The 20,470-nt window shown below is 62.8% G+C and carries 27 protein-coding genes; 2 read left to right on the forward strand and 25 right to left on the reverse strand.

Features of this window, described 5'->3' with window-relative positions; all coding sequences use genetic code 11:
- Positions 1-2: 2 nt before the first annotated feature.
- Positions 3-689, forward strand: a complete 687-nt coding sequence (locus FOC67_RS13615; protein WP_009314100.1) for an SOS response-associated peptidase — start codon at positions 3-5, stop codon at positions 687-689.
- Here the strand turns inward: FOC67_RS13615 and FOC67_RS13620 are convergent.
- From FOC67_RS13620 to FOC67_RS13665, 10 genes are all read right to left on the reverse strand, one after another.
- Positions 671-937: a hypothetical protein gene (locus tag FOC67_RS13620; RefSeq protein ID WP_009314099.1), complete on the reverse strand. Its 267-nt coding sequence runs from the start codon at positions 935-937 to the stop codon at positions 671-673. The two genes, FOC67_RS13615 and FOC67_RS13620, sit on opposite strands and share 19 nt — an antisense overlap.
- Before the next feature lie 35 nt (positions 938-972).
- Complete coding sequence (locus FOC67_RS13625; RefSeq protein ID WP_009314098.1) at positions 973-1,302, reverse strand: hypothetical protein; 330 nt, start codon at positions 1,300-1,302, stop codon at positions 973-975.
- Positions 1,299-1,676 (reverse strand): hypothetical protein, encoded by a 378-nt coding sequence (locus FOC67_RS13630; RefSeq protein ID WP_009314097.1) that lies wholly within the window; start codon positions 1,674-1,676, stop codon positions 1,299-1,301. The genes FOC67_RS13625 and FOC67_RS13630 overlap by 4 nt, the downstream gene beginning before the upstream one ends.
- Positions 1,673-1,999: a DUF6527 family protein gene (locus tag FOC67_RS13635; protein WP_009314096.1), complete on the reverse strand. Its 327-nt coding sequence runs from the start codon at positions 1,997-1,999 to the stop codon at positions 1,673-1,675. The genes FOC67_RS13630 and FOC67_RS13635 overlap by 4 nt, the downstream gene beginning before the upstream one ends.
- Positions 1,996-2,625: a glycoside hydrolase family 19 protein gene (locus FOC67_RS13640; protein ID WP_009314095.1), complete on the reverse strand. Its 630-nt coding sequence runs from the start codon at positions 2,623-2,625 to the stop codon at positions 1,996-1,998. The genes FOC67_RS13635 and FOC67_RS13640 overlap by 4 nt, the downstream gene beginning before the upstream one ends.
- 59 nt (positions 2,626-2,684) lie before the next feature.
- On the reverse strand, positions 2,685-2,999 hold the full coding sequence (locus tag FOC67_RS13645; RefSeq protein WP_009314094.1) for a hypothetical protein: 315 nt from the start codon (positions 2,997-2,999) through the stop codon (positions 2,685-2,687).
- Positions 2,999-3,793, reverse strand: coding sequence for a hypothetical protein (locus FOC67_RS13650; protein WP_009314093.1), 795 nt, complete (start codon positions 3,791-3,793; stop codon positions 2,999-3,001). The genes FOC67_RS13645 and FOC67_RS13650 overlap by 1 nt, the downstream gene beginning before the upstream one ends.
- Positions 3,794-3,811: 18 nt before the next feature.
- Entirely contained in the window at positions 3,812-4,138 is a 327-nt protein-coding gene (locus FOC67_RS29740; protein ID WP_227343481.1) for a hypothetical protein, read from the reverse strand.
- Positions 4,139-4,473: 335 nt separating this feature from the next.
- Positions 4,474-4,758, reverse strand: coding sequence for a hypothetical protein (locus tag FOC67_RS13660; protein ID WP_004349473.1), 285 nt, complete (start codon positions 4,756-4,758; stop codon positions 4,474-4,476).
- Positions 4,755-8,417, reverse strand: coding sequence for a phage tail protein (locus tag FOC67_RS13665; RefSeq protein ID WP_009314091.1), 3,663 nt, complete (start codon positions 8,415-8,417; stop codon positions 4,755-4,757). Before FOC67_RS13665 ends, FOC67_RS13660 begins: the two co-directional genes overlap by 4 nt.
- 129 nt (positions 8,418-8,546) lie before the next feature.
- Here FOC67_RS13665 and FOC67_RS13670 point away from each other — a divergent pair, with 129 nt between their 5' ends.
- Positions 8,547-9,146 (forward strand): hypothetical protein, encoded by a 600-nt coding sequence (locus FOC67_RS13670; protein WP_009314090.1) that lies wholly within the window; start codon positions 8,547-8,549, stop codon positions 9,144-9,146.
- A gap of 197 nt (positions 9,147-9,343) precedes the next feature.
- Here FOC67_RS13670 and FOC67_RS13675 read toward each other — a convergent pair whose 3' ends face one another.
- The 15 genes from FOC67_RS13675 to FOC67_RS13745 form a co-directional block, all read right to left on the reverse strand.
- Positions 9,344-9,967, reverse strand: a complete 624-nt coding sequence (locus FOC67_RS13675; protein ID WP_009314088.1) for a tail assembly protein — start codon at positions 9,965-9,967, stop codon at positions 9,344-9,346.
- Positions 9,968-10,009: 42 nt separating this feature from the next.
- On the reverse strand, positions 10,010-10,360 hold the full coding sequence (locus tag FOC67_RS13680; protein WP_009314087.1) for a hypothetical protein: 351 nt from the start codon (positions 10,358-10,360) through the stop codon (positions 10,010-10,012).
- Between the two features lie 37 nt (positions 10,361-10,397).
- Positions 10,398-11,156: a C40 family peptidase gene (locus tag FOC67_RS13685; RefSeq protein ID WP_009314086.1), complete on the reverse strand. Its 759-nt coding sequence runs from the start codon at positions 11,154-11,156 to the stop codon at positions 10,398-10,400.
- A 2-nt stretch (positions 11,157-11,158) separates the two neighbouring features.
- Positions 11,159-11,389, reverse strand: coding sequence for a hypothetical protein (locus FOC67_RS13690; protein ID WP_009314085.1), 231 nt, complete (start codon positions 11,387-11,389; stop codon positions 11,159-11,161).
- Between the two features lie 2 nt (positions 11,390-11,391).
- Complete coding sequence (locus FOC67_RS13695) at positions 11,392-12,138, reverse strand: phage minor tail protein L (RefSeq protein ID WP_009314084.1); 747 nt, start codon at positions 12,136-12,138, stop codon at positions 11,392-11,394.
- Positions 12,135-12,473 (reverse strand): phage tail protein, encoded by a 339-nt coding sequence (locus FOC67_RS13700; protein WP_009314083.1) that lies wholly within the window; start codon positions 12,471-12,473, stop codon positions 12,135-12,137. Before FOC67_RS13700 ends, FOC67_RS13695 begins: the two co-directional genes overlap by 4 nt.
- On the reverse strand, positions 12,463-15,621 hold the full coding sequence (locus FOC67_RS13705) for a phage tail tape measure protein (protein WP_009314082.1): 3,159 nt from the start codon (positions 15,619-15,621) through the stop codon (positions 12,463-12,465). The genes FOC67_RS13700 and FOC67_RS13705 overlap by 11 nt, the downstream gene beginning before the upstream one ends.
- Complete coding sequence (locus FOC67_RS13710; RefSeq protein WP_004349462.1) at positions 15,572-15,847, reverse strand: hypothetical protein; 276 nt, start codon at positions 15,845-15,847, stop codon at positions 15,572-15,574. Before FOC67_RS13710 ends, FOC67_RS13705 begins: the two co-directional genes overlap by 50 nt.
- 119 nt (positions 15,848-15,966) lie before the next feature.
- Complete coding sequence (locus tag FOC67_RS13715; RefSeq protein ID WP_009314081.1) at positions 15,967-16,455, reverse strand: hypothetical protein; 489 nt, start codon at positions 16,453-16,455, stop codon at positions 15,967-15,969.
- A 60-nt stretch (positions 16,456-16,515) separates the two neighbouring features.
- The gene (locus FOC67_RS13720) at positions 16,516-17,685 is read right to left on the reverse strand and encodes a phage tail tube protein (protein WP_009314080.1); all 1,170 of its coding nucleotides are present in this window, start codon (positions 17,683-17,685) and stop codon (positions 16,516-16,518) included.
- A gap of 61 nt (positions 17,686-17,746) precedes the next feature.
- Entirely contained in the window at positions 17,747-18,154 is a 408-nt protein-coding gene (locus FOC67_RS13725; RefSeq protein ID WP_003116769.1) for a phage tail terminator-like protein, read from the reverse strand.
- Positions 18,151-18,546, reverse strand: a complete 396-nt coding sequence (locus FOC67_RS13730; RefSeq protein ID WP_073672062.1) for a hypothetical protein — start codon at positions 18,544-18,546, stop codon at positions 18,151-18,153. Before FOC67_RS13730 ends, FOC67_RS13725 begins: the two co-directional genes overlap by 4 nt.
- Positions 18,546-18,932, reverse strand: a complete 387-nt coding sequence (locus FOC67_RS13735; protein ID WP_238138326.1) for a hypothetical protein — start codon at positions 18,930-18,932, stop codon at positions 18,546-18,548. The genes FOC67_RS13730 and FOC67_RS13735 overlap by 1 nt, the downstream gene beginning before the upstream one ends.
- Positions 18,925-19,917 carry a hypothetical protein gene (locus FOC67_RS13740; RefSeq protein ID WP_003116766.1) on the reverse strand — a complete coding sequence of 331 codons (993 nt, stop codon included), beginning with the start codon at positions 19,915-19,917 and terminating at the stop codon, positions 18,925-18,927. The genes FOC67_RS13735 and FOC67_RS13740 overlap by 8 nt, the downstream gene beginning before the upstream one ends.
- Positions 19,914-20,432, reverse strand: a complete 519-nt coding sequence (locus tag FOC67_RS13745; RefSeq protein WP_009314077.1) for a DnaT-like ssDNA-binding protein — start codon at positions 20,430-20,432, stop codon at positions 19,914-19,916. Before FOC67_RS13745 ends, FOC67_RS13740 begins: the two co-directional genes overlap by 4 nt.
- Between the last annotated feature and the right edge of the window lie 38 nt (positions 20,433-20,470).

Genomic DNA, 20,470 nt, shown 5'->3' on the forward strand with positions numbered 1-20,470 from the left:
TGATGTGCGGAAGACTCAGCCAGTACACCGGCCTGCACGAGTTCGTCGACGCGCTGTCGATGCCCAACGTCCTGGTCAACCTGGTCGGCGAGCAGCCCGAGCGCTACAACGTAGCGCCATCGACCCAAGTTACAACGCTCCGACTCGAAGGGGACGCGCTGGTCGCCCAGCCGATCAGATGGGGATGGAGGCCGTTCTGGGCCCGTGATCGCGCGGCGCCGATCAACGCTCGTGTCGAGAAAGTGGCGCATGGACGCTTCTTCAGCGCCGCGTGGCGCCATCGTGCGCTCTGCCCCGTTTCAGGCTGGTTCGAGTGGGTGGTCGAGGACGGGCCACGGAAACAGCCGTATCACATCCAGCACGCTGACGGCTCGCCGGTCTTGTGCGCAGCGATCGGCCAGTTCCCCGGCCTCGATGACGAACCAGGAGAACAGCATGGATTCGTGATCATCACCGCCGATAGCGCCGGCGGCCTGGTAGATATTCACGACCGGCGGCCCGTCGTGCTATCGCCCGAGCTGGCCCGCGAGTGGCTGGACCCGGCGACGCCGCCGGAACGCGCAGAAGAGATCGTGTTGATGCAGGGCGAGCCGAGCGAGGCGTTCACCTGGTACGCGGTCGACCCAGCAGTTGGGAACGTCCGAAACCAGGGCGCCCATCTGATAGAGCCTCAGCGCTCCGCTTCGTAGGCTGCTACGCCTGCGCCGACGGCGATCCATCCATCTGGCGAGTGCGCGGTGTCGCAGATCGATACGTCCACCGTCTGGCCTTCCTTGGGCTCGGCTGGAAGGATCGCCGCAGTACGCCGCAGGTCGTTCGAAGACGGCGCGAAAGTGCTTTCAGAGCAGTGGAATGCCCATATCCCGTGTTTTCCGGAACTGCCTATCTGGCGGTCCAGCTTTAACGTCCACTTCCCCGCCAATCGAATCACCAGCATCGCCCTGCTCCGTAGGAAAAGGCCGTAGTCTACTCCTAATTCTGACAGGCCCGGTTCGCAGCCAAGAGCTGCGCCTCGTAACCGATCCGCTGCAAGCGTTCGGCGAGCAACGCACGGACCTTGGTCTGGATATCGTCGCTCTTCTTCAGCCCAGCGGTTGCCCAGGCCGGCACCTCCACCGGCGGCACTCGGCAAGGCACCGCCACCGGCACATCTACGCGCACCGTGCGCGGCTCGGCTTCCTGCCGGGCGGCGCACCCCGCCAGCGCGAACACCAACCCCAGCACCTGCACCACCTGCACCTTTCGGCTGCACCTGCCGGAAATCGCTGCACCTGCAGTCTTTCGCCACGCCTGCAGCTTCATAGCCCCAGCTCCTTGTCGATGACCGCCTCTGCCGCTGCGCACTGTTCACCCTCGGCGTGCTCCTGCTGCAGGCGCTGCGCGGCGGCGAAGCGCTGGCCTGCCTGCTGCTGAGCATCGGCAACCGCCTGGGCGGCCTTCGCCTGGCGCAGCTCGGCCTGATCAGCCAGGCCGGCGATGGCCGCGTTCTGCTGGCCTGCCAGGGACTCCAGGTTGCCCCGGGCCGCGCGACAGGCCGTCAGGTCCTGGGCGGCCCGGTCGAGCTGAGGCCGGTAGTGCCGCGCGCCGATCCAGACACCGCCGGCGGCGCCCACGCCGATCAGCAGCAGCGCGGCAAGCACCAGGGCCAGGGGCTTCCAGTAGCTGAGCCAGGTCATTCGTCATCCTCCAGTTGCGGCAGATCGACCGTCTGGCCAGCCAGGTGGTGCGTGCAGTCGCTCAGGAACTGGATGCGGCCATCGGTAACGAAGGAGTGGCAGACGACCTGTTCGCGCTCCCCGTTCTCCAGTAGGCGCCATGGATAGCGACACAGGATCGACGGATGGAAAGTCGGCTTGTCGACGCTGCCATTCCAGCTCCAGCGCGGCGGACCGTCGACCTCGACGTTGACGCCGTGCAGCATCTCGCAGCCTGGGCAATCGAAGAACAGTTTGCCGTCTGCCTTCTCCAGGATTGGCGACACTCGGACGAAGGCGCTCATGCCAATACCTCCGTAGCTCGCTCCCACAGCGCCAGGCGCTCTACCTGGCCGTTCATGCCGCCGTTGATGCGCCGAGTGATGGCGGCGAACTCGCCCCGGTCGGCCAGGTCGTTCAAGCCGTGACTGGCCCACCACCAGGCCGCCGACAGCGCAGCGAACTCTGGCTGCTCAAGCAGTTCGGGTTCCTGCTCCAGCGGCTGGCCCAGCCCGGCGCCGGCGGCGCGGTAGTTCGACCGGCCGGTGATCTGCAGCAGCCCGCGCCCGCGGAAGCGCCAGCCGTCGCCGGACGCCTCGTCCCCATTGCCGTTGCGCGAGGCGTAGGCGTTGTTGGCGATGGCCCTGGGGTTGCGCGCCAGGCGCTGCGCCAGGGCGTTGGGCTGGCCGTCGGCGCCGAGGTACCGGCTCGGCCAGGTCGAAGCCAGGCCGCGGGCGCTGTAGTTGAGGTTCTCCACCAGGTGGGTCAACTGGCCGCTTTCGTGGCCAACTTGGGCGAGGAACGCCGCCGCGCGCACAGGCGACGTGATACCGAAGCGCGTCATCCCGCGGTTCAGCGCACCAACAAAAACGCCGGCTCGAGGGCCGGCGTTCGGGAGTATCTGCAGCAGTTGCTGCTCAGTGATAGGCATGTGAGCTCCAGAAACGACGAAGCCCGCGCAGGGCGGGCTTTCGTTCGTCGATAGGTTTGTCAGGTCGGCAGATCAACAGGCCCGTCGAAATCCCCCGGAACGGGAACAGGCTCAGGGTATCTGGCAGCATGGGTCGCACCCGCCGGATATCTGTAGATGATCCACACCGAAATCGTGTCGCCTCGCCGCCGAACCTGGTAGACGGGATATGGATCGGCGAAGTCCTCCATCGTGAGTTCGACGCCGTCGGCGAGGTCGGGGAACGCATAGTCACGACCCTCGACGGTAAGCACGCCGCCGGAAACCGAGACGGTTGTGTAGTCGCCAAATTCTGCGGGACCATACTGCGGCGAAAGAACAAGCAAGAAGTTCATCAGAACCACCTCCCCATCGCGGATGCCGAGATCACTGTCGCTGTTCCAGCCGCGCGCGAAACAATGTCAAATCCGCGCAACGTAGCCGCCGTCGCGCTTGCGATACCGCCAACAGTGCCCCAGCCTGCTCCAGTCCCCCAGCGAAATAGGCCGGGGTTCACGGTTGGGCTGCCAGAGAAGGCGATAGGAAACGACCACGAACGGGTTCCGGTAAACAGACTTCCATATGGGACATCAATCGCCTGATCAGTAACGCTGGCGTTGAACCAACACATCTGTGTTCCGTCGGCATATCGCACGTAATCGCCATTTGCATTCGCGCCGCGCTCAATGATCGCACCAGACGGTATGCCGCTCGCCTGAGAGACTGCGCCGAGAATGCTGTCTCGCGAGTACAGCGCGCCCGAACCACCGAGCGCTTCGCGGACAGCCGCACTGCCGAGGCCGAGATCCCCCCGCGCTGCCGCCGCATTTGCAGAAAGCGCCCAAGGCTTGATCCCCGCCAGGGTTGCCCCCCACTGGTTGGCGATCAGGTTGAATCGATCCGACAGGTCCTTGTCGTAGCCCAGGATCGGCGCCACCGCATAGGCCTGGCCGCTGGCCGTGCTGCCCTGGTAGTTGGGCTTGATCGAGATGACCGTCGAACTGGCGACGTTTGTGACCTCATACCAGCGCCCATCCGGCCCCTTGAAGGCATCGCCGACCCGGACGTTGGCGGAAAATGTGGTCCCAGTGCCGGTGACTGTCGGCGAATTCAGCGTGACAGCGACCGTGCCTGTGGAATACCAAGTCATATAGTCCTCCAGATGTGTTTACGCTACTGCAATGAGCGGCCAATTGAACTGCTGATTAGTTTCCGTCTGAACAATTGATGAAACAAATATCAAGCTCATTGAGTTCTCAAGAAACCCAATACGCGGAGCCTCGGCAGTGATAAATGCGCTTACATTGAAGTGGCTAACTTGAAAGTAAGCCTCAGTTCCGTAGGGGAACGGCAAATACCACGTTTGCAGCGCCAAACCGCCAGGCCAGTTCGGGTTATACGCATATTTATTCCAAACCTGCGCACCACCGAGATAGCGAACGATGTCCCGGTTACTGTCGAACATCACCCGCGACTGGGTGTCGAAAACCTGCATTCCCCACCCTCCGGTTTTCGGCAACATGACCGCGCCCGCTTTCCACTTTCCGCCGTAGACAGGGGGATCCACGTCTCGATAGATGCTCTGCCAGAAGGCGAATCCAGTCCAGTTCCCTGGACTGCCGATATGCCTGAACAAGTAGATCTGATGTGGACCATTAGGCCTGAAGTACACATACGGCTCGTACGGGGACTGGATCGCTGATGGATAACTTACGATAGTTTCGCTAGTTGTCTGTACGCCGTATGTTCCTGATGCCGCAATGTGAATACAAGGGTTCGAGTCATCGATAATTGTCTGCCCACTGTTTCCCCGGATTAATACCCCATAGCTCATGAGAACATCACCGCATGCAGTACATAGGTTGTTCCGGATGAACCGTTCCAGTGGAACGTCACCACGTTGCCGGAAATTGTGTATAGGGGCACTTCACCGAATGCGTTTCCGCTCGCAATGATGAACACAACACCGCGCGCTGGATCGAAACCCGGCACCGTCACCGTCATCCCGTTGGTAATGGCGCCGAGCGATTGCCGGTAAACCGTGCGCGCCGATTGGCCGGTGAGTTCCATCAAGATGGAGCCGGCCGCATTTCTCAGGCGGATGCCGTAGCTCATACGTCTAGATTCCCGATCTGTACCCGCACCACAAGATTCGCGTCGTAGACCTTGGTGGCCTCCGCTGTCTGCCTCATGAAGCCCCCGCCCGTAGCGCTGTTCTGTGTAAGAGCCCCGCTCTTGTCGAGCTTCCACAGTGGCTCGCCGTTGGCACCGAGTGCGGTCGACTGAATCACGTTGCCGATCTTCGCGTTGGTGATCGAACCGTCCTGGATCATCGCGTTGTTGATGAACATCTGGCCGCCGACGATCGAGACCGGCGCCACGGTCTGCCCGCTGGAACTGTTGAACCAGAGGAAGCGATCAGCCTGGAACGCCATGGTCGTCACGCTCGTACCGCTGTCGAAGCCCAGCTGCCATCCCGCCGCATACTTCTGCCCGTTGGCATGCGCCTGGAGCTTCACGCTGTAGAGCGCCTTGACGTTGCCATCCAGCGAGGTAACCGCTTGAGAGGTGGTCTGGATGTTCGCCTCGTTGGTATCGGTGCGCGCGCTGACGGTATCCACCCGCTGCCCCAAGGCGCTGTCCGCGTTGGCGCGGACGGTCTGTTCGGTGCTGATCGCCGAGGCGTTGCTCGCGACCTGGCTGGATAGCTGATCCAGGCGTTGGACGGTGACAGCATTGTTCGACGCAACGACGGACTCCACGGTGGCGATCCTGCCCTCCGCCGTCCCGGTCCGCGCCTCCAGCAAGCTCGTCCGCTTCGCCTGCGCTTCGTCCTCGTTCGCCCGCACGGTGACTTCGGTGGCGGCTCGAGCAATGGTGTCCCAGCCCTTCAGCGCATCCGCCTTCTCTCCCGTCGCGGGCTCCCGGCGGGCAGCAGCCTGCAGAACATCCAGGCTCGAAGCAGCCGCCTCGACCTTGCCGTCGAGCTCGGTGATATCCGCGGTGTTGGTTGCCACCTGCTGGGCCAGGCCGTTGGCCGTCTCGATCGACTGTCCGATGTCGGCCCAGTAGGTCGCGTTCGGCGGCGAGGCGTTGAGCGGCACCGCCTGCTTCGCTTGATACAGCCGGTTGCCGACCCGCACGATATCGTTCTTCGCGTAGGTCTTCGTCGGGTCGTAGGCCAGCACATCGGTCAGATTGTCGATCTGGTCCTGCAGGCCACTGATATCGAGCTGCATCTGATCGATGTCGGCGAAGAACTGCTCGCCCAGTGCGGACTCGACGTACTCCTTGGTGATCAGTTCGTTGTACTCGCTCGCATCCGTCGAGCTGATGCCGTCGACCCAGGCCGACCATGGGCCGACGTTACCGGTCCGGTCGATCAGCCGAGCGCGGAAGGCCAGGCGAGCGCCGGCCGCCAGCGAGGTCAGCGTGTGGGTGTCGGTCGGGTATGCGAACAAGCCCAGGGCAGTTGCATTCTGTTCGCTGCCGCCCGGGGTGACCGACTGCTGGATCTCGGTGTAGGCGGTGTCCGCCGCGCCACTGGCCGGGAATCCCCACTCCAGGCCGATCTTCCACGGTCCGCTGGTGGTACGCAGGAACGCCAGCGCCGGCGGTGCGCCGGTCTTGCCGCTGAGTTGGGTCAGGATCGAGCTCTTCCAGACCGACGTGATGTCGAACGCCGACACCGCACGCACTCGCGCCAGGTATCCACCTGCGTAGATGCCGGTCACATCGACGCTGGTGGTGCCGGCACGCGGCAGGCGGATCCAATTGCCGTTGTCCTTCTTCCACTCGACGTCGTAGGCGACGGCGCCCTCCACTGCCGGCCAGGTGATCGTCATGGTGCTCACCGCCAGCCCCTGATCGAACTGGTAGTGCGAGGTCAGCGTGACGCTCGCCGGCGGCGCCACGGTGGTGATCGGGATGACGCTGATCGGGCGATCTTCAAGACGCGCGCCGGTATCGATGTGGTCGAACTTGCTTGGCTCGTACTGCAGGCCGTTGATGGTCCATTGGCCGTTGTCGTCACGCTTGGTGCTCATCACTCGATAGAGCTGGACAGCCAGGTCATCGGCGTCGAGCGCCCAGCACAATTCCGGCTCCGGCGTCTCCGAGTAGGCAGCAGTGACGGTGACGGCCTTGCCGTTGACCGACTGCACCGTCCGGCCCTCGGCGCGCCCGCTCGGTAGGTTGATGATCAGGCGATCACCGGCCTTGGCTTGAGTGACGCGATCGAGCGTTACCACGCGGCCAGCAACACCCGAGATCCGGCCGCCAATCTCGCGACCAGCCAGCAGCGAATCGGCCACAGGGATGATGTAGCCCGGCAGGGGGATCCGGCCCTCCGTCCCAGTGGTGAAGGAGATTGTCCGATCCTGCACGCTTGTCAGCACCACCCACTTCGCGCGGCGCTGCGCCTCGCTCTCGCGAGTGCAACCAATGGCAGAAATTTCCACCGGGTTGTCGCCATAGCGGCGTAGCAACGTCGTGTCGGAATAGCCCGTCACGTCGGTGTCGTAGTTGTTCGCCGGGTTGTCGTAGCTGACCAGGGCGCGGCTGTATCTGGCGCGAGCCGAGGCGGCGCCGTAGGTCATCTTCCCGTCAATCACGTTCGCCCGGGTAAAGACGTAGTCGAAGTCAGCGCTGCGCGGCATATCAGCCTGGGACACCAATTGCCCCTGCGCCCAGTAGCTCATCCCCCGGTAGATCGCCGCAATGTCCCTCAGCAGCGTCCAGGCTTGGGCGCGAGACTGCAGGTTCAGATCGCACAGAAAGCGCGGCTCCTGGCCACCCTTCCCATCCGGCACCAACTGGTCGCAGTACTGGGCGATCTTGTACATCTCCCACTTGTCCACCATCCAGGGCTTGATCCGCTTGCCCAGGCCGAAACGCGCATTGGTACTGATGTCGTAGGTGACCCATGCCGGGTTGTTGGTCCATGCCTGTTTCATCGTGCCGTCCCAGATGCCGAGGTAGGCCCGGGTCTCCGGATCGTAATTGCTCGGCACTTGGACCTTCCGCCCGCGGCAGTCGACTGTGACAGCCGGAATGTTGCTGAACTGCTCTGCGCTGAACTCGACGTACAGCAGGGCCGTGTTCGGGTAGCGCAGCTTCGCGTCGATCACCTCGGTGTAGCCGGCGATCAGCATGGTGTCGGCGATACGGTTGTTGTTCTGGTTCGGCGTCAGGCGCCGCACGCGCAACTGCCAGCCACTGGTGGCCGCCGGCAGGTCGATCCGGCGGGAGCGCTCGTAACGGGTGGTGGTCTTGCCATCGACGGCCTCGCGCAGCACCTCCTGATAGGCGCCGCCGTCGGTGGCCAGATCTACGGCGTATTCGATCCGGTACCCGCCGATGTTGCCGTTGGTGTCCTGCTGCTGGAGCGCCGGCCAGGCGAAGCGCAGGCGCACTGCGGAAAGCTGGGTATTGCTCAGCGAGCGCACCCAGGGCGTATCGCTGCGCAACTCGACGTTGACGCTGGTTTCATTCTCAACGGCAGGGATGCCCGGGATGTAGTCCTGGTCCACCGACCCCGCGCGCCACTCCCACTTAACGTTGGGGAAGTTCAGGTTACCGCTCGGGTCCATCAGCGGGGTGTTGTCGAGGTAGATATCGCGCTCGCTCGGAACGCCGGCGAACTCGCCCTCGCCCACGGCGAGCAGAATCTTGGCCATCGCGACCGAGCGCAGGCTGTCGGGTGCCTCGACCGGCTGTTTCGGCTTGCTACTGCCGCCCTTGCGGCCGGCCAGGTGCGGATGAACTGCGCCCATGCTTTCCTCCGGGCATGAAAAAGCCCGCGCGAGGCGGGCTGGAAGGTTGTACAGCGTGGATGAAATGCCAGATAGGCCAGGGTGGAGCGGCGTAGTAGTTTTTGCGTACCACGCTTCCAAGGAGGGGCTATGTCCTCACTGCTTTTCTATACGGATTCAGAAGAGGCCATTGTGGCTACCGACACCCTTGTCACCGAGCTTGATGGGACATTTCTCCACTACACCAGGAAGGCCATTCCTATCCCCGCACGCCGCATGATCATCGCGGGGACTGGACTGGAGCTCTTTATAACGCAATGGTTCACCTTCGTGAATGAACAGGACTCCGTCGCTGACATAGATTCGTTCGACAAAGATGTTCCGCAAGTTCTCAAGGCCATTTGGCGTGAAGTTGAGCGACATCTCACCTCCCCTCATAACTACACAGCAACGATTTACCACTTCGGGTTTTCCGGAAAGGAGGGTGAGATTCATGGCTACAAGTACTCTTCCGAGAATGGATTTACGTCCGAGAGCCTGATGTACGGCCTGGGCATAAAGCCTGATCTGATGAACAAGGAAGGGATCGACTTCACGACCTTCCCTGATTGCGCCCGGCAGATCATGTTGGCCCAGATCAAGCAGGAGGCGCTCAAGTCAAGGGGCGCAGCAGTTTACATCGGGGGCAAGATCGATCTATTGCACCTAACGCGAGATGGTGTCGCCCAGTACGACTGGGGAGATATTTGACTCGACAGCAGATTCTTGCAGCCAACAAAGACACATTGCCCGAAAAGCTTCTTCGAGGATGAACCTAGAGATAAAACCGTTATTGTATGAGAGATATTCATCCAGGATGTCATATCCGACATCAAGCATGGCTTTGGTTACGACCACCTTCTCAGCACCTATTCTGCTAGAAGGCGATATCGACTTTTCGTTGGGCATTATGTTTTATCCTCCGCATAGATCGACGCCGAGATAATCGCCCCTCCCCAGCGGCGCTTCCCATAGCAGATCGGCACCGGGTTCCCGCTGGCGGTGGTGTTTCTGGCGCTGCCGAAGGCGTAGCTGGGCAGGTTCTCCGGCGCCGCACTCTGCTTCAGGCCCTGGGCTTGGGGGCTGAGCATTTGGACTACGCCGCCGAGGGCTAAAGAGGCACCAGTAGCGCCTACAAATCCCCAAGCACCGCCAGCAGCAAATCCGCCGATGCCGCCGGTGGCGATCGTCGCTACCGCGACCATTGCAATACCGATGATGGTCTGAACCAGGCCGGCGCGCTTGCTGCCGGCGATAACCGGGACAATCCGCACCTCCCTGGCACCATAGGTGGAGAACTCGTCTTCTCCGACGTTCCTGCGGTTCCGGTAGATGGCGAATCGCATACCCAAGCGCTGGAGGCGCATGATTGCCTCCTTGAATCCGGGGAGCGTGTTGCGCAGGGCGCTGAACGCTTCTTGGACGCTTCCGGTGTCGAGTTGCCGGCGATGTTCACGACCGAACTCCCGGATCAGTGGCCCAGATAATTTGATGATGGTCATCTGTCGGTACTTCAGGGCACTCACGGACATGCTTCCTCCAGACATGAAAAAGCCGCCCGAAGGCGGCTTGGTTTACAGGCAGCTCTTGACTGCCTCGATTCGACTGTTCTTTCGCCAGTCCATTATCCCGGACTGAAAGTAAATGCTGATATCTGACCCTCTATCGGTGGAAACCACGTCGACGAACTCAGTCTGTCCTTGCGAGACAACAGTGCGCCCGCCGCCAGGTAGCGGCTGCAGCGAAACGTCATAATGAACGCCTGCTAAGGATTGATTTTGCCAGGCAAACAAAACGCACTCTGCCGCCTGCTCAACCCCCTTGGTGCTGGAAAACGACCGGTAGGGCTGCTCCTGTCGCAACTCACTCATCGACGAGCACCCTGCCATCGCCATCAGCGCGGCCACCCCGATCAACTTCTTCATGGTTCCCTCCTTACAGATCGCTGGAGGTTAGCACAACCTATTGCCTGGCTTGGCGATGCCGAAGCACTAGGCGAGCCCGCTCGTGCCAGTTACCGCCGTAGACGATGATCTCGCTGGGCTTTCCGTACAGGTGGTGCAACAGGAACGGGCCAGCGCCGAAAACTTTGGTCTCCTCTCCCGGCAGCGACGGATCGTCGCCCAGGTAGATCCCAGCATGGTTCGGGTGCGCAGTACGCCCCACCTCCATCACGATCATGTCGCCGCGCTGCGGCCGTTCCACCCGGACGAATCCTGCGGCCTCGAACTGCTGCTCGTAGAGGCTCGGACCGTCTGCCCGCTCCCACCAGCCGTCGGAACGCTCGAAGTGCGGGAATTCGATGCCCCATTCCCGCTGGTACCAGTCGGCGCAGACCTGCCAGCAATCCCAGGCGCCATGAACAAAGGGCCGTCCCAGCAGCGGGATGTTGCCCGCCGGCGCGATCGTCCGCAGGTCGCCTTCCGGCCAACTGAGGATGTGCCACGGCAGGCCAGACGCTTCGCACATGGCCAGGTCATGCGGCGACGGTCGGCTGGTCGCGTCCGGATGGCTGTGCACAATGGCCGCCACCTCGCCCAGGTCCTCCGCTGCGGCATAGTCCTCCGGATGCATCCGGAACTCTTCCTGCGGCTGGCTAGCAGTGTTACGGCACCGGACGTATTGCTGCGCCTTGCCGGAACCGACAATCACCCCGCAGCACTCGCGCGGGTACTCTGCCGCGGCGTGCTTCTGCACGGCGGCAAGGATGTGCTTGAGCATGGTTATTCCAGCGGCTGGAAGGTGAACTTTGTGGAGCCGTCACAGGCGTGCGCGCCCGGCACGGCTCCGGGCGGCACATCGACAGTACGGCGATAGGTCGACTCGGTTCTCCCCGAGACTCGTACCTCATCGACCACAACCCCGCCGCCCAACAGCGGAATGGTCAGCGTTGCACCGATGCGGCCGAGGCCTGTCTCCTGATAGAGATGGTCGACAGTCAGCAGGTACTTCATGGTCAACTCCTGGCGATGATCGAGACAGCGGGGAAGCCGCCAAAGGGTAACTGGTTGCCCTGCCCCCAACGCTTGTTGCAGGACCGATAGAGCCCGGCGCACTGGTCCTTCGCAGGGTCGTCGGTCGGGTTGTCGTCAATGTCGAAATACGGGCCTGTGTAGCCGCAGTCAGGGCCACGGTAGCCGCCGGTCATGCACCAGTGGCACAGCGTAGTCATCTGCCTGCCGACAGCCTCGTTGCCGACATCTCCCGGGCTTGCCAAATCCCAGGTAACAGCCTCGTTGTCCTCGGCGGATTTCTGGTCGATATACCAGACGCTGATGGATTCCTGGGTAGGGTCAGCATCTGGGTTACCGTCGGGGAAGTTCTCCGCATCCAGATATTCCGCCAGCGTCTCTCGAATGGTGAGTTGGAAGTTCGCCAGATCGTCGAACGCCAGGCAGAGAGCGGTGATGCTGCCCGTCACGTTGCCTGCTGAGAACTTCGGGCGTACTGCCGTGCCGTTGCCGTTCGCCTCGATGCCGCTGATTTGGACGGGCCAGGCGGAGTACTCCTGTCCCTGCCACCAGATCGACTTCGCAGGTAGTTGGTCTGCGTTTGCGCCAGCGGCTGCTAGCTCCTGCGGAGTGTGGGGGATGGCGTGGCCATGGAAACGCAGCACCTCGGCACCGAACTCGCTGCCGTCGAGCTCGAAGAGCATGATCTCGGCGCCCGGCTCCAGTTTCTGAATCTGGGTGTTGATGCTCATGGGTGGTATGCCTGGGTAAAGGTGGCGGTCAGGGTGTAGTAGTCCCCCCCTCCTCCGCTGATCGAAGGTGCGGTTCCCCGGTAGAAACCAAGTTCGCCAAGCGGGGGCGTCCAAAGGAACGATTTTGCACCAGCGTGTCGATCGAGGAAGTTCCTGATTTCCTTGATCTTGGTGCCGGTCCCGCTGATGGAAATATTCCAGGACTGCGCGACGTTGTTCAGCCCGTTCTCGGCCACCTGCTCGTAACCATCGCCGAACTTTCTGTTCAGCGTCGCATAGTCCGTTGTTCCAGAAGACTGTGAGTGAACGCACCAAGTAAAGGTCTCAACGGCCATTCTGCATTCTCCAGATGATGCCGCCGGGTTGAGATTCTTGGGCTATCACGCCACGCGCCACATCGGCGATCATCTTCGATAGCTGCATGGCGTAGTTGTCATTGGTGTCCGAAGTGACGGACTGCGAAGTCGTGCCTGCAGTCACCGTGACATTGGTGTTGATCTGGAACGTATTGCCACCAGCACTCTTCGCGCCACCACTCCCAATAGCCCTAACTCCGAGACTGCCATCTGCCGCCCTGGTGAGCGGCATAATCGCCTCCGGCCCGGCCTCGCCAAACACGCCCGCCCCTTTCGCGAAGGCGAAGAACTGCGGGCTGTTGTACACCCCGTTACTGAATGCCGAGAGGCTTGGCGAACTGTAGACACCGCCTTTGGCGTTCGCGGTGAAATAGCTGCCGATCGCACTAATCACACCGTTGCTGCTGCCAGACATGGACGAGATGAGCGACGTAATGAACTTGTTCTGCGCGATTCTCGCCAAGTCGCTCAGCACCGAAGTGGTGAGGCTACGGAACGAGGCCTTCCCTGTCGTAACGAAGGTATGGAGCTCATCGTTCAACCCATCCAGGCCGCGCATCATCGCCGAACGGGTTTGGCTCGCCGTGTCATCGATCTGTTCGAACCAGGTCCGAGCTCCAGATGCTGCACCAGCCAGCCAGTCCTGGCGGGCCTTATCCATCTGCTGGTAGCCATCTTTCTGCGCTTGAATCCGCTTGGGAAGGTATTCACGCTCCAGATCGATCTGCGCCTGAAGCTCCTGACGTTGCTTCTCGGTCGTAGCCTGGGCCAGTTCCGTCTGCAGTTGCAGGACACGGTCATTCGATTGCTGCTCAAGCTGAATGCGCTGCTGATAGCGCTCTGCTTCAAGACCGCCCATGCCTACGGCGGCTGCCTGCGCAGTGTATTGCTCACGCTGGAGCAATAACTGCCGCTCAAGCTGCGCCTGGTACTGCTCGGCTGCGGTGAGGCCCTGGGCTCCCTTGATTGCCGCGGCGTAGTTCAGCGATGCCTGAGCCAGGGCCTTGCCGTACTCCTCGCGAGTGATCTTGCCCCTGGAGAGCGCCAGTTGAAGCTGAGTCTCCTCCTTGGTCAGGGTGCGCACAGCCTGGCCGGCCGGATCGTACTGGGCCAGCAAGCGGGAGGCGGTATTGTCAGCCTCACGCACGCCGACATTCTGGCCGCGGGTCTTCGGCGCGCTCTTCTTCGCTTCACGCGCCTTGATGTCGGCGATCTGCTGCTCGATGTTCTTGCGTGCGACCGCGAACTTGGTCTCCTCCTCGGCTGTGAATCCGCCCGCCTCCATGGCAGCCTTTCGAGCCTTGTCGAGTTCCACCAGTTGCTTCTGGAGCTTCTCGGTCTGCGTCTGCGCGGCGGCGAACGTAGTGTTGATCGTATCGATGCCTTTCTTGCCGGCCGCCTGGATCGCGTTGTTCGTTGCCTGCTCCAGGTTCTTCGCGCCATCGGCGGCGATCTTCGCCTGAAGGTCAGCGGCGCGCTTATACAGCGCATCGAGGCTGGGCTGGCTGATACCCAGGCCAAACGCGGCCCGGCCACCTCGCCCAATGCCCTTCTGGGCATTCTCAATCTGCTTGTAGACCTTCTGAAGTTGCTGTTCCGGCGACTCGGTGCGGCCAACATCGAGCATGGCATCCCATGCTGACTTCGCGGCACTCTTCAGTCCGTTCCAAGCCTGCTCTACCACCCCCAGGTTCTGCTCCATCTCCGTGGAGCGGCTCGCCAGCGCGTTGGCGTATGCCTCGGTCGCAATGCGGGCAGCATCCATTGTGCGCCCCTGCTCCTGCAGCGACTGGATGTTCGCGTACTGGCTTGCGGTCAGGAAGTTGAGCTGGTCGTCGAGCTTCTTCACCGCATCGACTGGGTTTTTGGCCAGGTCATTGAAGCTGTCGACCACCTCCTCGACAGACTGGTCGGTGACCTTCGACCAACTGATCGCCGCGGCGGCGATCTTCGGGTAGAGGATGGTCAGCTGGTTGCCGGCGCCAGCCAGTTGCGTCAACGCACTGGCTGCTTGGGCTACCGTTGCGTTCCCTGCTCCGACCTGCTGCGCGAAGACCGAGAGTTGGCCGGCAGTGGTTCCGGCGGCGTTGCCGTTCTTGACCAGGGCGTTGGTCAAGCGCGACGACTCCACCGAACCCTGGTAGAAAGCCAACGCCAGCACACCAGCGGCGGCGGCGGCGATGGTGTAGGGGTTTACCAGTCCAGCGATGTAGCCCCCGACGGCGCGCGCAGCCGGCCCGATTCCGCCGAACATGTCCTTGAGTTGGCCGCCCTGCTGGAGCAGCACGGTCAGGGGGGCCTGGCCAGAGGACAGGCCGATAACGATGTCCGTGATCTGAGCCGGCAGCATCCGCATGTTCGCCGACAGCGCTTTGGCCGACATCCCGGCGCGGTTCATGCCGCCCTCGGCGTCGCCAAGGGCATTGCGCATTGCCTTCAGCCGCTCGGTGTACTCCGCCACCGTCTCAGCATCGACCAGGCGCAGGTTTTTGTAGCGGGTGAGCCGTTGCTGCATGTCGTCGAGGCGGTCGAGCGCCGCGACAGTGGGGTTGATCTGCCCCAACAGGCGCGCCAGGCCGGCGCGTTCTGCGTCGAGGTCACTCGCGGCTTCGCGCGCGCCGCGGCCGGCACGGCTGGTGGACTGGTCCAGGTTCTGGGTCTCGTCCGCTGCCCGCGACATGTTCGCAGCGATGCGCGACAACTGCGCGTTGATCGCGCTCTGCCCCTGGGAAAACGTGCTGAACGTCGACACCAGATGCGACATCTGGGTGTTCAACTGCCCAAGTTGCGCGTTCGACTGGGTGATGCCGGTGTCGAGCCGACCGATACCCTGGCCCACCGACGACATCGCGTTTTCCAGGGCGACAGCGCGGGAGACAAGCGCCGTCATCTGCGAACTGGTCGACTCCGTCGCGCGCTCGATACGCGACAGCGACGCAACGGTAGCGGCCGCAGCCTTGCTCATGTTCGAGCCCAGGCGGACAGTCACCTCACTGAGGCGAGAGGTGCTGCCGGCGGCTTCGTCCCCGCTGCGCTCAACTCGGTCCAGTGCGTCGCTAAGACTAGTCGCGTTCTTCTCAGCGCCCCGGGAGTCGATGATTATTGAGAGGCGACTTTCTTCCGCCATGGCGGTCTCCGGGTTCTTGTTCAGCAGGTTCTGATTGCGCCGCGGCCCACTGGACGCGGTACTCGTCGTCGATCGCGAGGACCGCCGCCTCGAACTCGGCGATGGGGATGGCGGTGGGGTAACGCAGGAGGTAGGCGTCAATATCGCGGTGAGAAAGCGGGGCCGGCGCGCCGATCATGCCGATGAACTGCCGGCCCCTGCTGATCCGGTGGTAGGCCTCGAACACCTCGGCGCAGACGGCGTCTATGGTGGGCTCCGCGGGGACCGGGAGCCCGAACCGTTCATGCTTCCATCGCTTCTTCTCGTTGTCGGGTCCCGCCCAGTCCCGAGCCCAGCGATACGCGCTCAGGACTTTCCCACGGTCTCCTGGGTACGCAGATCCGCGCGAACCGCGATGTCGGCGCCGGTCTTGAGCGCAAGCCAGTAGGCATCAGGGTGCTGGCGCATGAGCGCCTGGCCGCGCTCCGGCGTGTAGTCGGCGGGCACACCGGGCGCCGCCTCGTCCTGCACACCCTTCCAGTCCTTGATGATGTGCCTGGCCACCAGGCCAATCAGCAGGTCGTCGATATTGTCGAACTGAACATCGGCCAGAGTCAGCGGGCTGAACTGGCTGGTTCCGACGCCGGCCTGAGCATCGATCGCCTGCATGTGGCGGTTGATCATCGCGTGGTGGGATTGGAAAAGCGGATCGCCAGTCGACGCCACCAACAGCGAAAGGTCGGCCTCCGCTTCTACGTCGCAAGGCGACAGATGCCCCTGCTCGTCCAGTTTGAGATGCAGCCAGCGGGTGCCGTACAGGTCGATTTCGGGCTTTTTCTTCAGGGTGATGGCCATGGTGTTCCTCTGCGGTAAAAAGGCCCGGCGCGCACCGCAGGGCGCGCCAGACAAGGGGTTTTACGCGGTTACGGTGATCGCGCAGGTATCGGTCTTGGTCGGGTCCGCCGTGCTGGTAGCGGTGATCGTTGCGGTGCCTACAGCCACGCCGGTGACCAGGCCGGTGTCGTTCACGGTGGCGATCGCTGCATCGGAGGTGGACCAGGTGACGGTCTGGCTGGCGCCGGCCGGTAGAACCTCGGCTTCCAGGTCTACGGTTTCACCGGCGGCGACCGAGGCGGTATCCGGCGTGACGGTGACGCTTGCAATCACGATCGGCGCCGGCAGGCGGGTGATGGTCGGCGGGATACGGCGCGCGGTGTAGTTCAGTTCGACCTGGACGATTTCCTCGGCGCCGGCATCCGGCCAGGACCCGTTCACTTCCATCTCCGGGAGGCTGATGCGATAGCCGCCGTCGGCGTTGCTGACGGTGAACTCCAAACTGATGGCGTCACCGGTCTGCTGTGCCTTCCAGAGCTGATAGGCCATCTTCGACCAACTGATCGTGATCGATCCCGACGGCGTGAAAGTCGTGGGGATGATGTTGCCCGGGAACGGGTTGCCGTTGCCGATACAGCGCTGGGTCTGTACCGCGTTGTCGAACTGCAGGTTGAAGCTGTCGACGCAGGCATTGCCCTCTCCCACCTGCTGGTCGTTGAGCTTCAGGCCGCTGATGTCCTTGAACGAGTAGCGGCGCTGCGCCGGCTCCGGCTGGGCGTTGACGATGAACGAGGTGTCATCGGCCTTATCGCTCCAACCTGTGGCAGCGAACGTGGTGGTGACGGTGATCTCGTTGTCGCCCGGGAAGTCGAACGCCATCGTCGCAACCTGGGCGCCACGGGCGATACCGGCGACGCCGATATCCGCGGCATAGGTGGCCAGGGAGAAGGAGATGCGGTCGTTACCCATGGTCAGGACGTTCGCGACCCAGTTCTTGCCGAAGCAGGAGGCCATGAATTCATCCAGCGCCCCGTAGCGCCATTTGCTCTCGATGTCACCGCCAACGTCGACGGTGGTCATGGCGGTACCCTGAGCCATACGGTCGGCACCGATCTCGTTGTTGGCCTCGGAGTTGTAGGTCGGTGTCACCCCGTTGCTGATACGGGTGAGCGTGTGCCAGTCGCCCGGCGGGGTGACGCCGGGGGTTACCTCTTTGATCCAGGCAAGCTGGACCTTCGCGCCGCTACTCATGGGGGCGTTTCTCCTGTGATAGGCGAAAAAAAACCGCCGTGCGGCGGTGGGTGAGTCGGGCTCAACCAGCCCGGTAGGGGATCGTCAGGTTGGCCTGGTACCAGCCGTGCCCATCATCGCCGGGAACGGCTTGGGAGACGGCAAAGCACTCGAACGGCAGGACCGGGTCGCTATAGAACTCGAAGTGCTCGCGCAGCGTATCGGCGGTCCGGGTCAGCAGCAGCGTGCCTTTGTAGGTCGGCACGAAGAGCTGCACGATGATCAGGCCGCTGCGGCGAACACAGGGGCCGTTGCCGATCTCGGTAGCCGCAGAGGCGCCAGGGATATCCGCCAGGCGCGCCCAGATCGGCCTCCCGTCCGGCTTGAACGGGCCCTTTGGGTTGTTCGGGTAATCGACGTCATCGCCCGGGATCGCGGCCCATTCGGTCATGCGCGTGATGATGACTGCCCGGATCTGTTCGAAGGTCATGAATGTCTCGCCGTGACGCTATGGAAACTGACGCCATATATGCCCGCCGGGGCCTGGCCGGAGTGACCATCCTCCAGCGCGCCGGCGTAGATCAGGTTGTTCTGGATGTAGACGACCGAATACGGCGCAAGCGCCGCCAGTGCAGCCTCCCCCATCGCCAGGGTCTCGTGACCGTCCTTGTCGTAGCGGTCAAGCGAGTAGTAGGCCGGGAGGTCAACGCTGACGATGTTGTTGGCTTTGAATCGACCGGTATCGACTGGTGCATGAATGGTGATCTGCTCGAGCATTTCGATGGTCAGCCGCCGCTGGTGGTTCGCCACGGCCTGCCCGACATTCTCGGCGAAAGCCGACGGAGGGACGCTCCATGATCTCCCGCCCTTCCCCTTTGCCATCACGCTTTCCTCAACTGCAGATCGTGATGCACGCCGGCGGGATCACCGCCAACGCGCACGATGCGATAGCCCGCCAACGGCCCACCAAGGATCGGCACCACGTCGGTAGTGCTCAGTTCATGTCCGACGGCGGGCTGGTCCGACACCTCGTTGATCAGAGCGATCAGTTGGATGTCGCCGACCAGGATGTTGATTCCGTCGATGCGGTTGGCCTCGTAGTTGTGGAAGACCCCGCGCCCGGAGTACCGCACGGGTTGGCTGGTGGCGGTCTCGGTGACCGGATCGAAGACGCCCGGCCCCGGATACTCGCCAGCGAACGAGGTCACCGACTCGCTGAACACGCTGTCGAACATCTGGCCGAAAATAGCCTGCATTTCGTCACGCACGGATACCTCCGATTTCGTACTCGACCCAGCACCGGCAGCCGGCGGTTTCGTTGTCGCCGGCCCCAAGCGTCTGGTCACCGGGGAACATCAGCAGCGCGCCACCGCCCGTCACGAACGGACTACCGAGTTGCTGTCGCTGGCCCTGCATCGGCGAATGAGTGTGCCGAACGCGGTTGTCGCCGACGTTGTGCCAGGTCTTCAGGACTCTGCTGCGCTCCAGTCCATTGGCGACGAGTTGCTCGTAGACCTGATCCCGTCCGGCGCTGAAGGCGTCGTGTGCCTCAGTCGCGGCGATCTGCTCGGCACGGGTCCGCAGCAGTCGCTCGGAATAGCGGCCTACGATGCGATCGACATCCGCCGACGGGACCGGGCGACGCGCCTCGACGGCTCGCTCGACCAACCTGTCGAACCGCCGATCCCTGCGAGTGCGTGTCAGGTACTGGCGCATCTGCGCAGGGTCCCCGCTGAGCAACTGGGCGCGGGCGTTGGCCACTGCCTGGGCGTAGTTGCCTGAGAGTCCAGTGATTCCACCGGTTCGCTGCCCGGTCTGCGGGCTTCGCCGGCCGACGATATCGAGTGCTGTCGCGCGCGGCGGGCGCCCCAGGAGGTCGGCCATCTGGATCGTGTGGCGGACAGCCAGGCGCGTAGCATCATCGATGTCGCGCTGCAGGACGCGGGCATGCTCCGATAACCAGGTCGACGGCCCCGGGCCTACAGGGTCGAACTCCGGGACCGGCCGTCCCGGGAAAAACTTGATTTCGAGGGTCGCGCCGGCCAGGTAGGTGGACCGCAGTTGCTCCAGGAACACCGCCAGCAACCCCAGCGACAGCACCGAGACAATGGAATCCTCATCCTGCTCGTTGATGTAGCGCTCGATCTCAGCCACGACAGCGGCATCCGTCACCGACCTGACCCGGTCCAGGTATGCCCTCTGCAACGCCGGCTCCTTTCCCTCGATTGCGCGCAGGATCTCGGCCTCGGTCATACCGTGAATACCGCTGGCATCGGGCACCGCAACACCATGATCGGCGCCAAGAGATCGTTGATGACCCCGATGAAGGGCTTGTTGGGCTGCTCGTCGCCTTCGGCTGGGCCGAAGAACTCGGTTTCGAGCGGCCCGACCTTGGCGCGTTTCACCGCGGTGATCGCAACGTAGTCCGGATTCAGGCTGCCGGGCTTCAACAGTTCGCGCAGCGCGGCCTCGTAGGTGGCCTGCTCGACCTCCCGCGGCACCTCATCAGCCGGAACGGGCTCCCCGTCACGGTCAACGGCGCCTACGCGCGGCCATTGCAGTGCTTGGGCTCGCCCTCCGGCTTTCTTGCCAGGAAAGACCAGCACGCATCCAGAGACCGGCTGTTGGGTGCCAAGGCCGTCGATGTAGGCTGATGCCCGGGCCAGAGCTGCTTCCCTGTCGGCCTCAGCAGCAGCCGCCCAGGCGGCATTGCCTCGGGTCTGGTGGTAGGCATCAGCACCAGCCACGGTTCCGTAGAAGTCGGCCATCATCGTTCTCGAATAGGTGGGCCATCCTGGCCCGGTCG

This window comes from Pseudomonas sp. FDAARGOS_761 (assembly GCF_013343155.1).
GTDB classification, from domain to species: Bacteria; Pseudomonadota; Gammaproteobacteria; order Pseudomonadales; family Pseudomonadaceae; genus Pseudomonas; species Pseudomonas aeruginosa.

Bases quoted from the DNA above. Each gene is read 5' to 3' on its own strand.
- FOC67_RS13635 (WP_009314096.1), bottom strand. From the start codon at position 1,999: ATGAGCGCCTTCGTCCGAGTGTCGCCAATCCTGGAGAAGGCAGACGGC.
- FOC67_RS29740 (WP_227343481.1), bottom strand. From the start codon at position 4,138: ATGCAGGTTTTCGACACCCAGTCGCGGGTGATGTTCGACAGTAACCGG.
- FOC67_RS13640 (WP_009314095.1), bottom strand. From the start codon at position 2,625: ATGCCTATCACTGAGCAGCAACTGCTGCAGATACTCCCGAACGCCGGC.
- FOC67_RS13745 (WP_009314077.1), bottom strand. From the start codon at position 20,432: ATGGCCGACTTCTACGGAACCGTGGCTGGTGCTGATGCCTACCACCAG.
- FOC67_RS13705 (WP_009314082.1), bottom strand. From the start codon at position 15,621: ATGGCGGAAGAAAGTCGCCTCTCAATAATCATCGACTCCCGGGGCGCT.
- FOC67_RS13690 (WP_009314085.1), bottom strand. From the start codon at position 11,389: ATGAAGTACCTGCTGACTGTCGACCATCTCTATCAGGAGACAGGCCTC.
- FOC67_RS13700 (WP_009314083.1), bottom strand. From the start codon at position 12,473: ATGGCCGTTGAGACCTTTACTTGGTGCGTTCACTCACAGTCTTCTGGA.
- FOC67_RS13725 (WP_003116769.1), bottom strand. From the start codon at position 18,154: ATGACCTTCGAACAGATCCGGGCAGTCATCATCACGCGCATGACCGAA.
- FOC67_RS13730 (WP_073672062.1), bottom strand. From the start codon at position 18,546: ATGGCAAAGGGGAAGGGCGGGAGATCATGGAGCGTCCCTCCGTCGGCT.
- FOC67_RS13625 (WP_009314098.1), bottom strand. From the start codon at position 1,302: ATGAAGCTGCAGGCGTGGCGAAAGACTGCAGGTGCAGCGATTTCCGGC.
- FOC67_RS13720 (WP_009314080.1), bottom strand. From the start codon at position 17,685: ATGAGTAGCGGCGCGAAGGTCCAGCTTGCCTGGATCAAAGAGGTAACC.
- FOC67_RS13675 (WP_009314088.1), bottom strand. From the start codon at position 9,967: ATGTCCGTGAGTGCCCTGAAGTACCGACAGATGACCATCATCAAATTA.
- FOC67_RS13645 (WP_009314094.1), bottom strand. From the start codon at position 2,999: ATGAACTTCTTGCTTGTTCTTTCGCCGCAGTATGGTCCCGCAGAATTT.
- FOC67_RS13695 (WP_009314084.1), bottom strand. From the start codon at position 12,138: ATGAGCATCAACACCCAGATTCAGAAACTGGAGCCGGGCGCCGAGATC.
- FOC67_RS13650 (WP_009314093.1), bottom strand. From the start codon at position 3,793: ATGACTTGGTATTCCACAGGCACGGTCGCTGTCACGCTGAATTCGCCG.
- FOC67_RS13660 (WP_004349473.1), bottom strand. From the start codon at position 4,758: ATGAGCTACGGCATCCGCCTGAGAAATGCGGCCGGCTCCATCTTGATG.
- FOC67_RS13715 (WP_009314081.1), bottom strand. From the start codon at position 16,455: ATGGCCATCACCCTGAAGAAAAAGCCCGAAATCGACCTGTACGGCACC.
- FOC67_RS13685 (WP_009314086.1), bottom strand. From the start codon at position 11,156: ATGCTCAAGCACATCCTTGCCGCCGTGCAGAAGCACGCCGCGGCAGAG.
- FOC67_RS13740 (WP_003116766.1), bottom strand. From the start codon at position 19,917: ATGACCGAGGCCGAGATCCTGCGCGCAATCGAGGGAAAGGAGCCGGCG.
- FOC67_RS13670 (WP_009314090.1), top strand. From the start codon at position 8,547: ATGTCCTCACTGCTTTTCTATACGGATTCAGAAGAGGCCATTGTGGCT.
- FOC67_RS13665 (WP_009314091.1), bottom strand. From the start codon at position 8,417: ATGGGCGCAGTTCATCCGCACCTGGCCGGCCGCAAGGGCGGCAGTAGC.
- FOC67_RS13680 (WP_009314087.1), bottom strand. From the start codon at position 10,360: ATGAAGAAGTTGATCGGGGTGGCCGCGCTGATGGCGATGGCAGGGTGC.
- FOC67_RS13630 (WP_009314097.1), bottom strand. From the start codon at position 1,676: ATGACCTGGCTCAGCTACTGGAAGCCCCTGGCCCTGGTGCTTGCCGCG.
- FOC67_RS13615 (WP_009314100.1), top strand. From the start codon at position 3: ATGTGCGGAAGACTCAGCCAGTACACCGGCCTGCACGAGTTCGTCGAC.
- FOC67_RS13620 (WP_009314099.1), bottom strand. From the start codon at position 937: ATGCTGGTGATTCGATTGGCGGGGAAGTGGACGTTAAAGCTGGACCGC.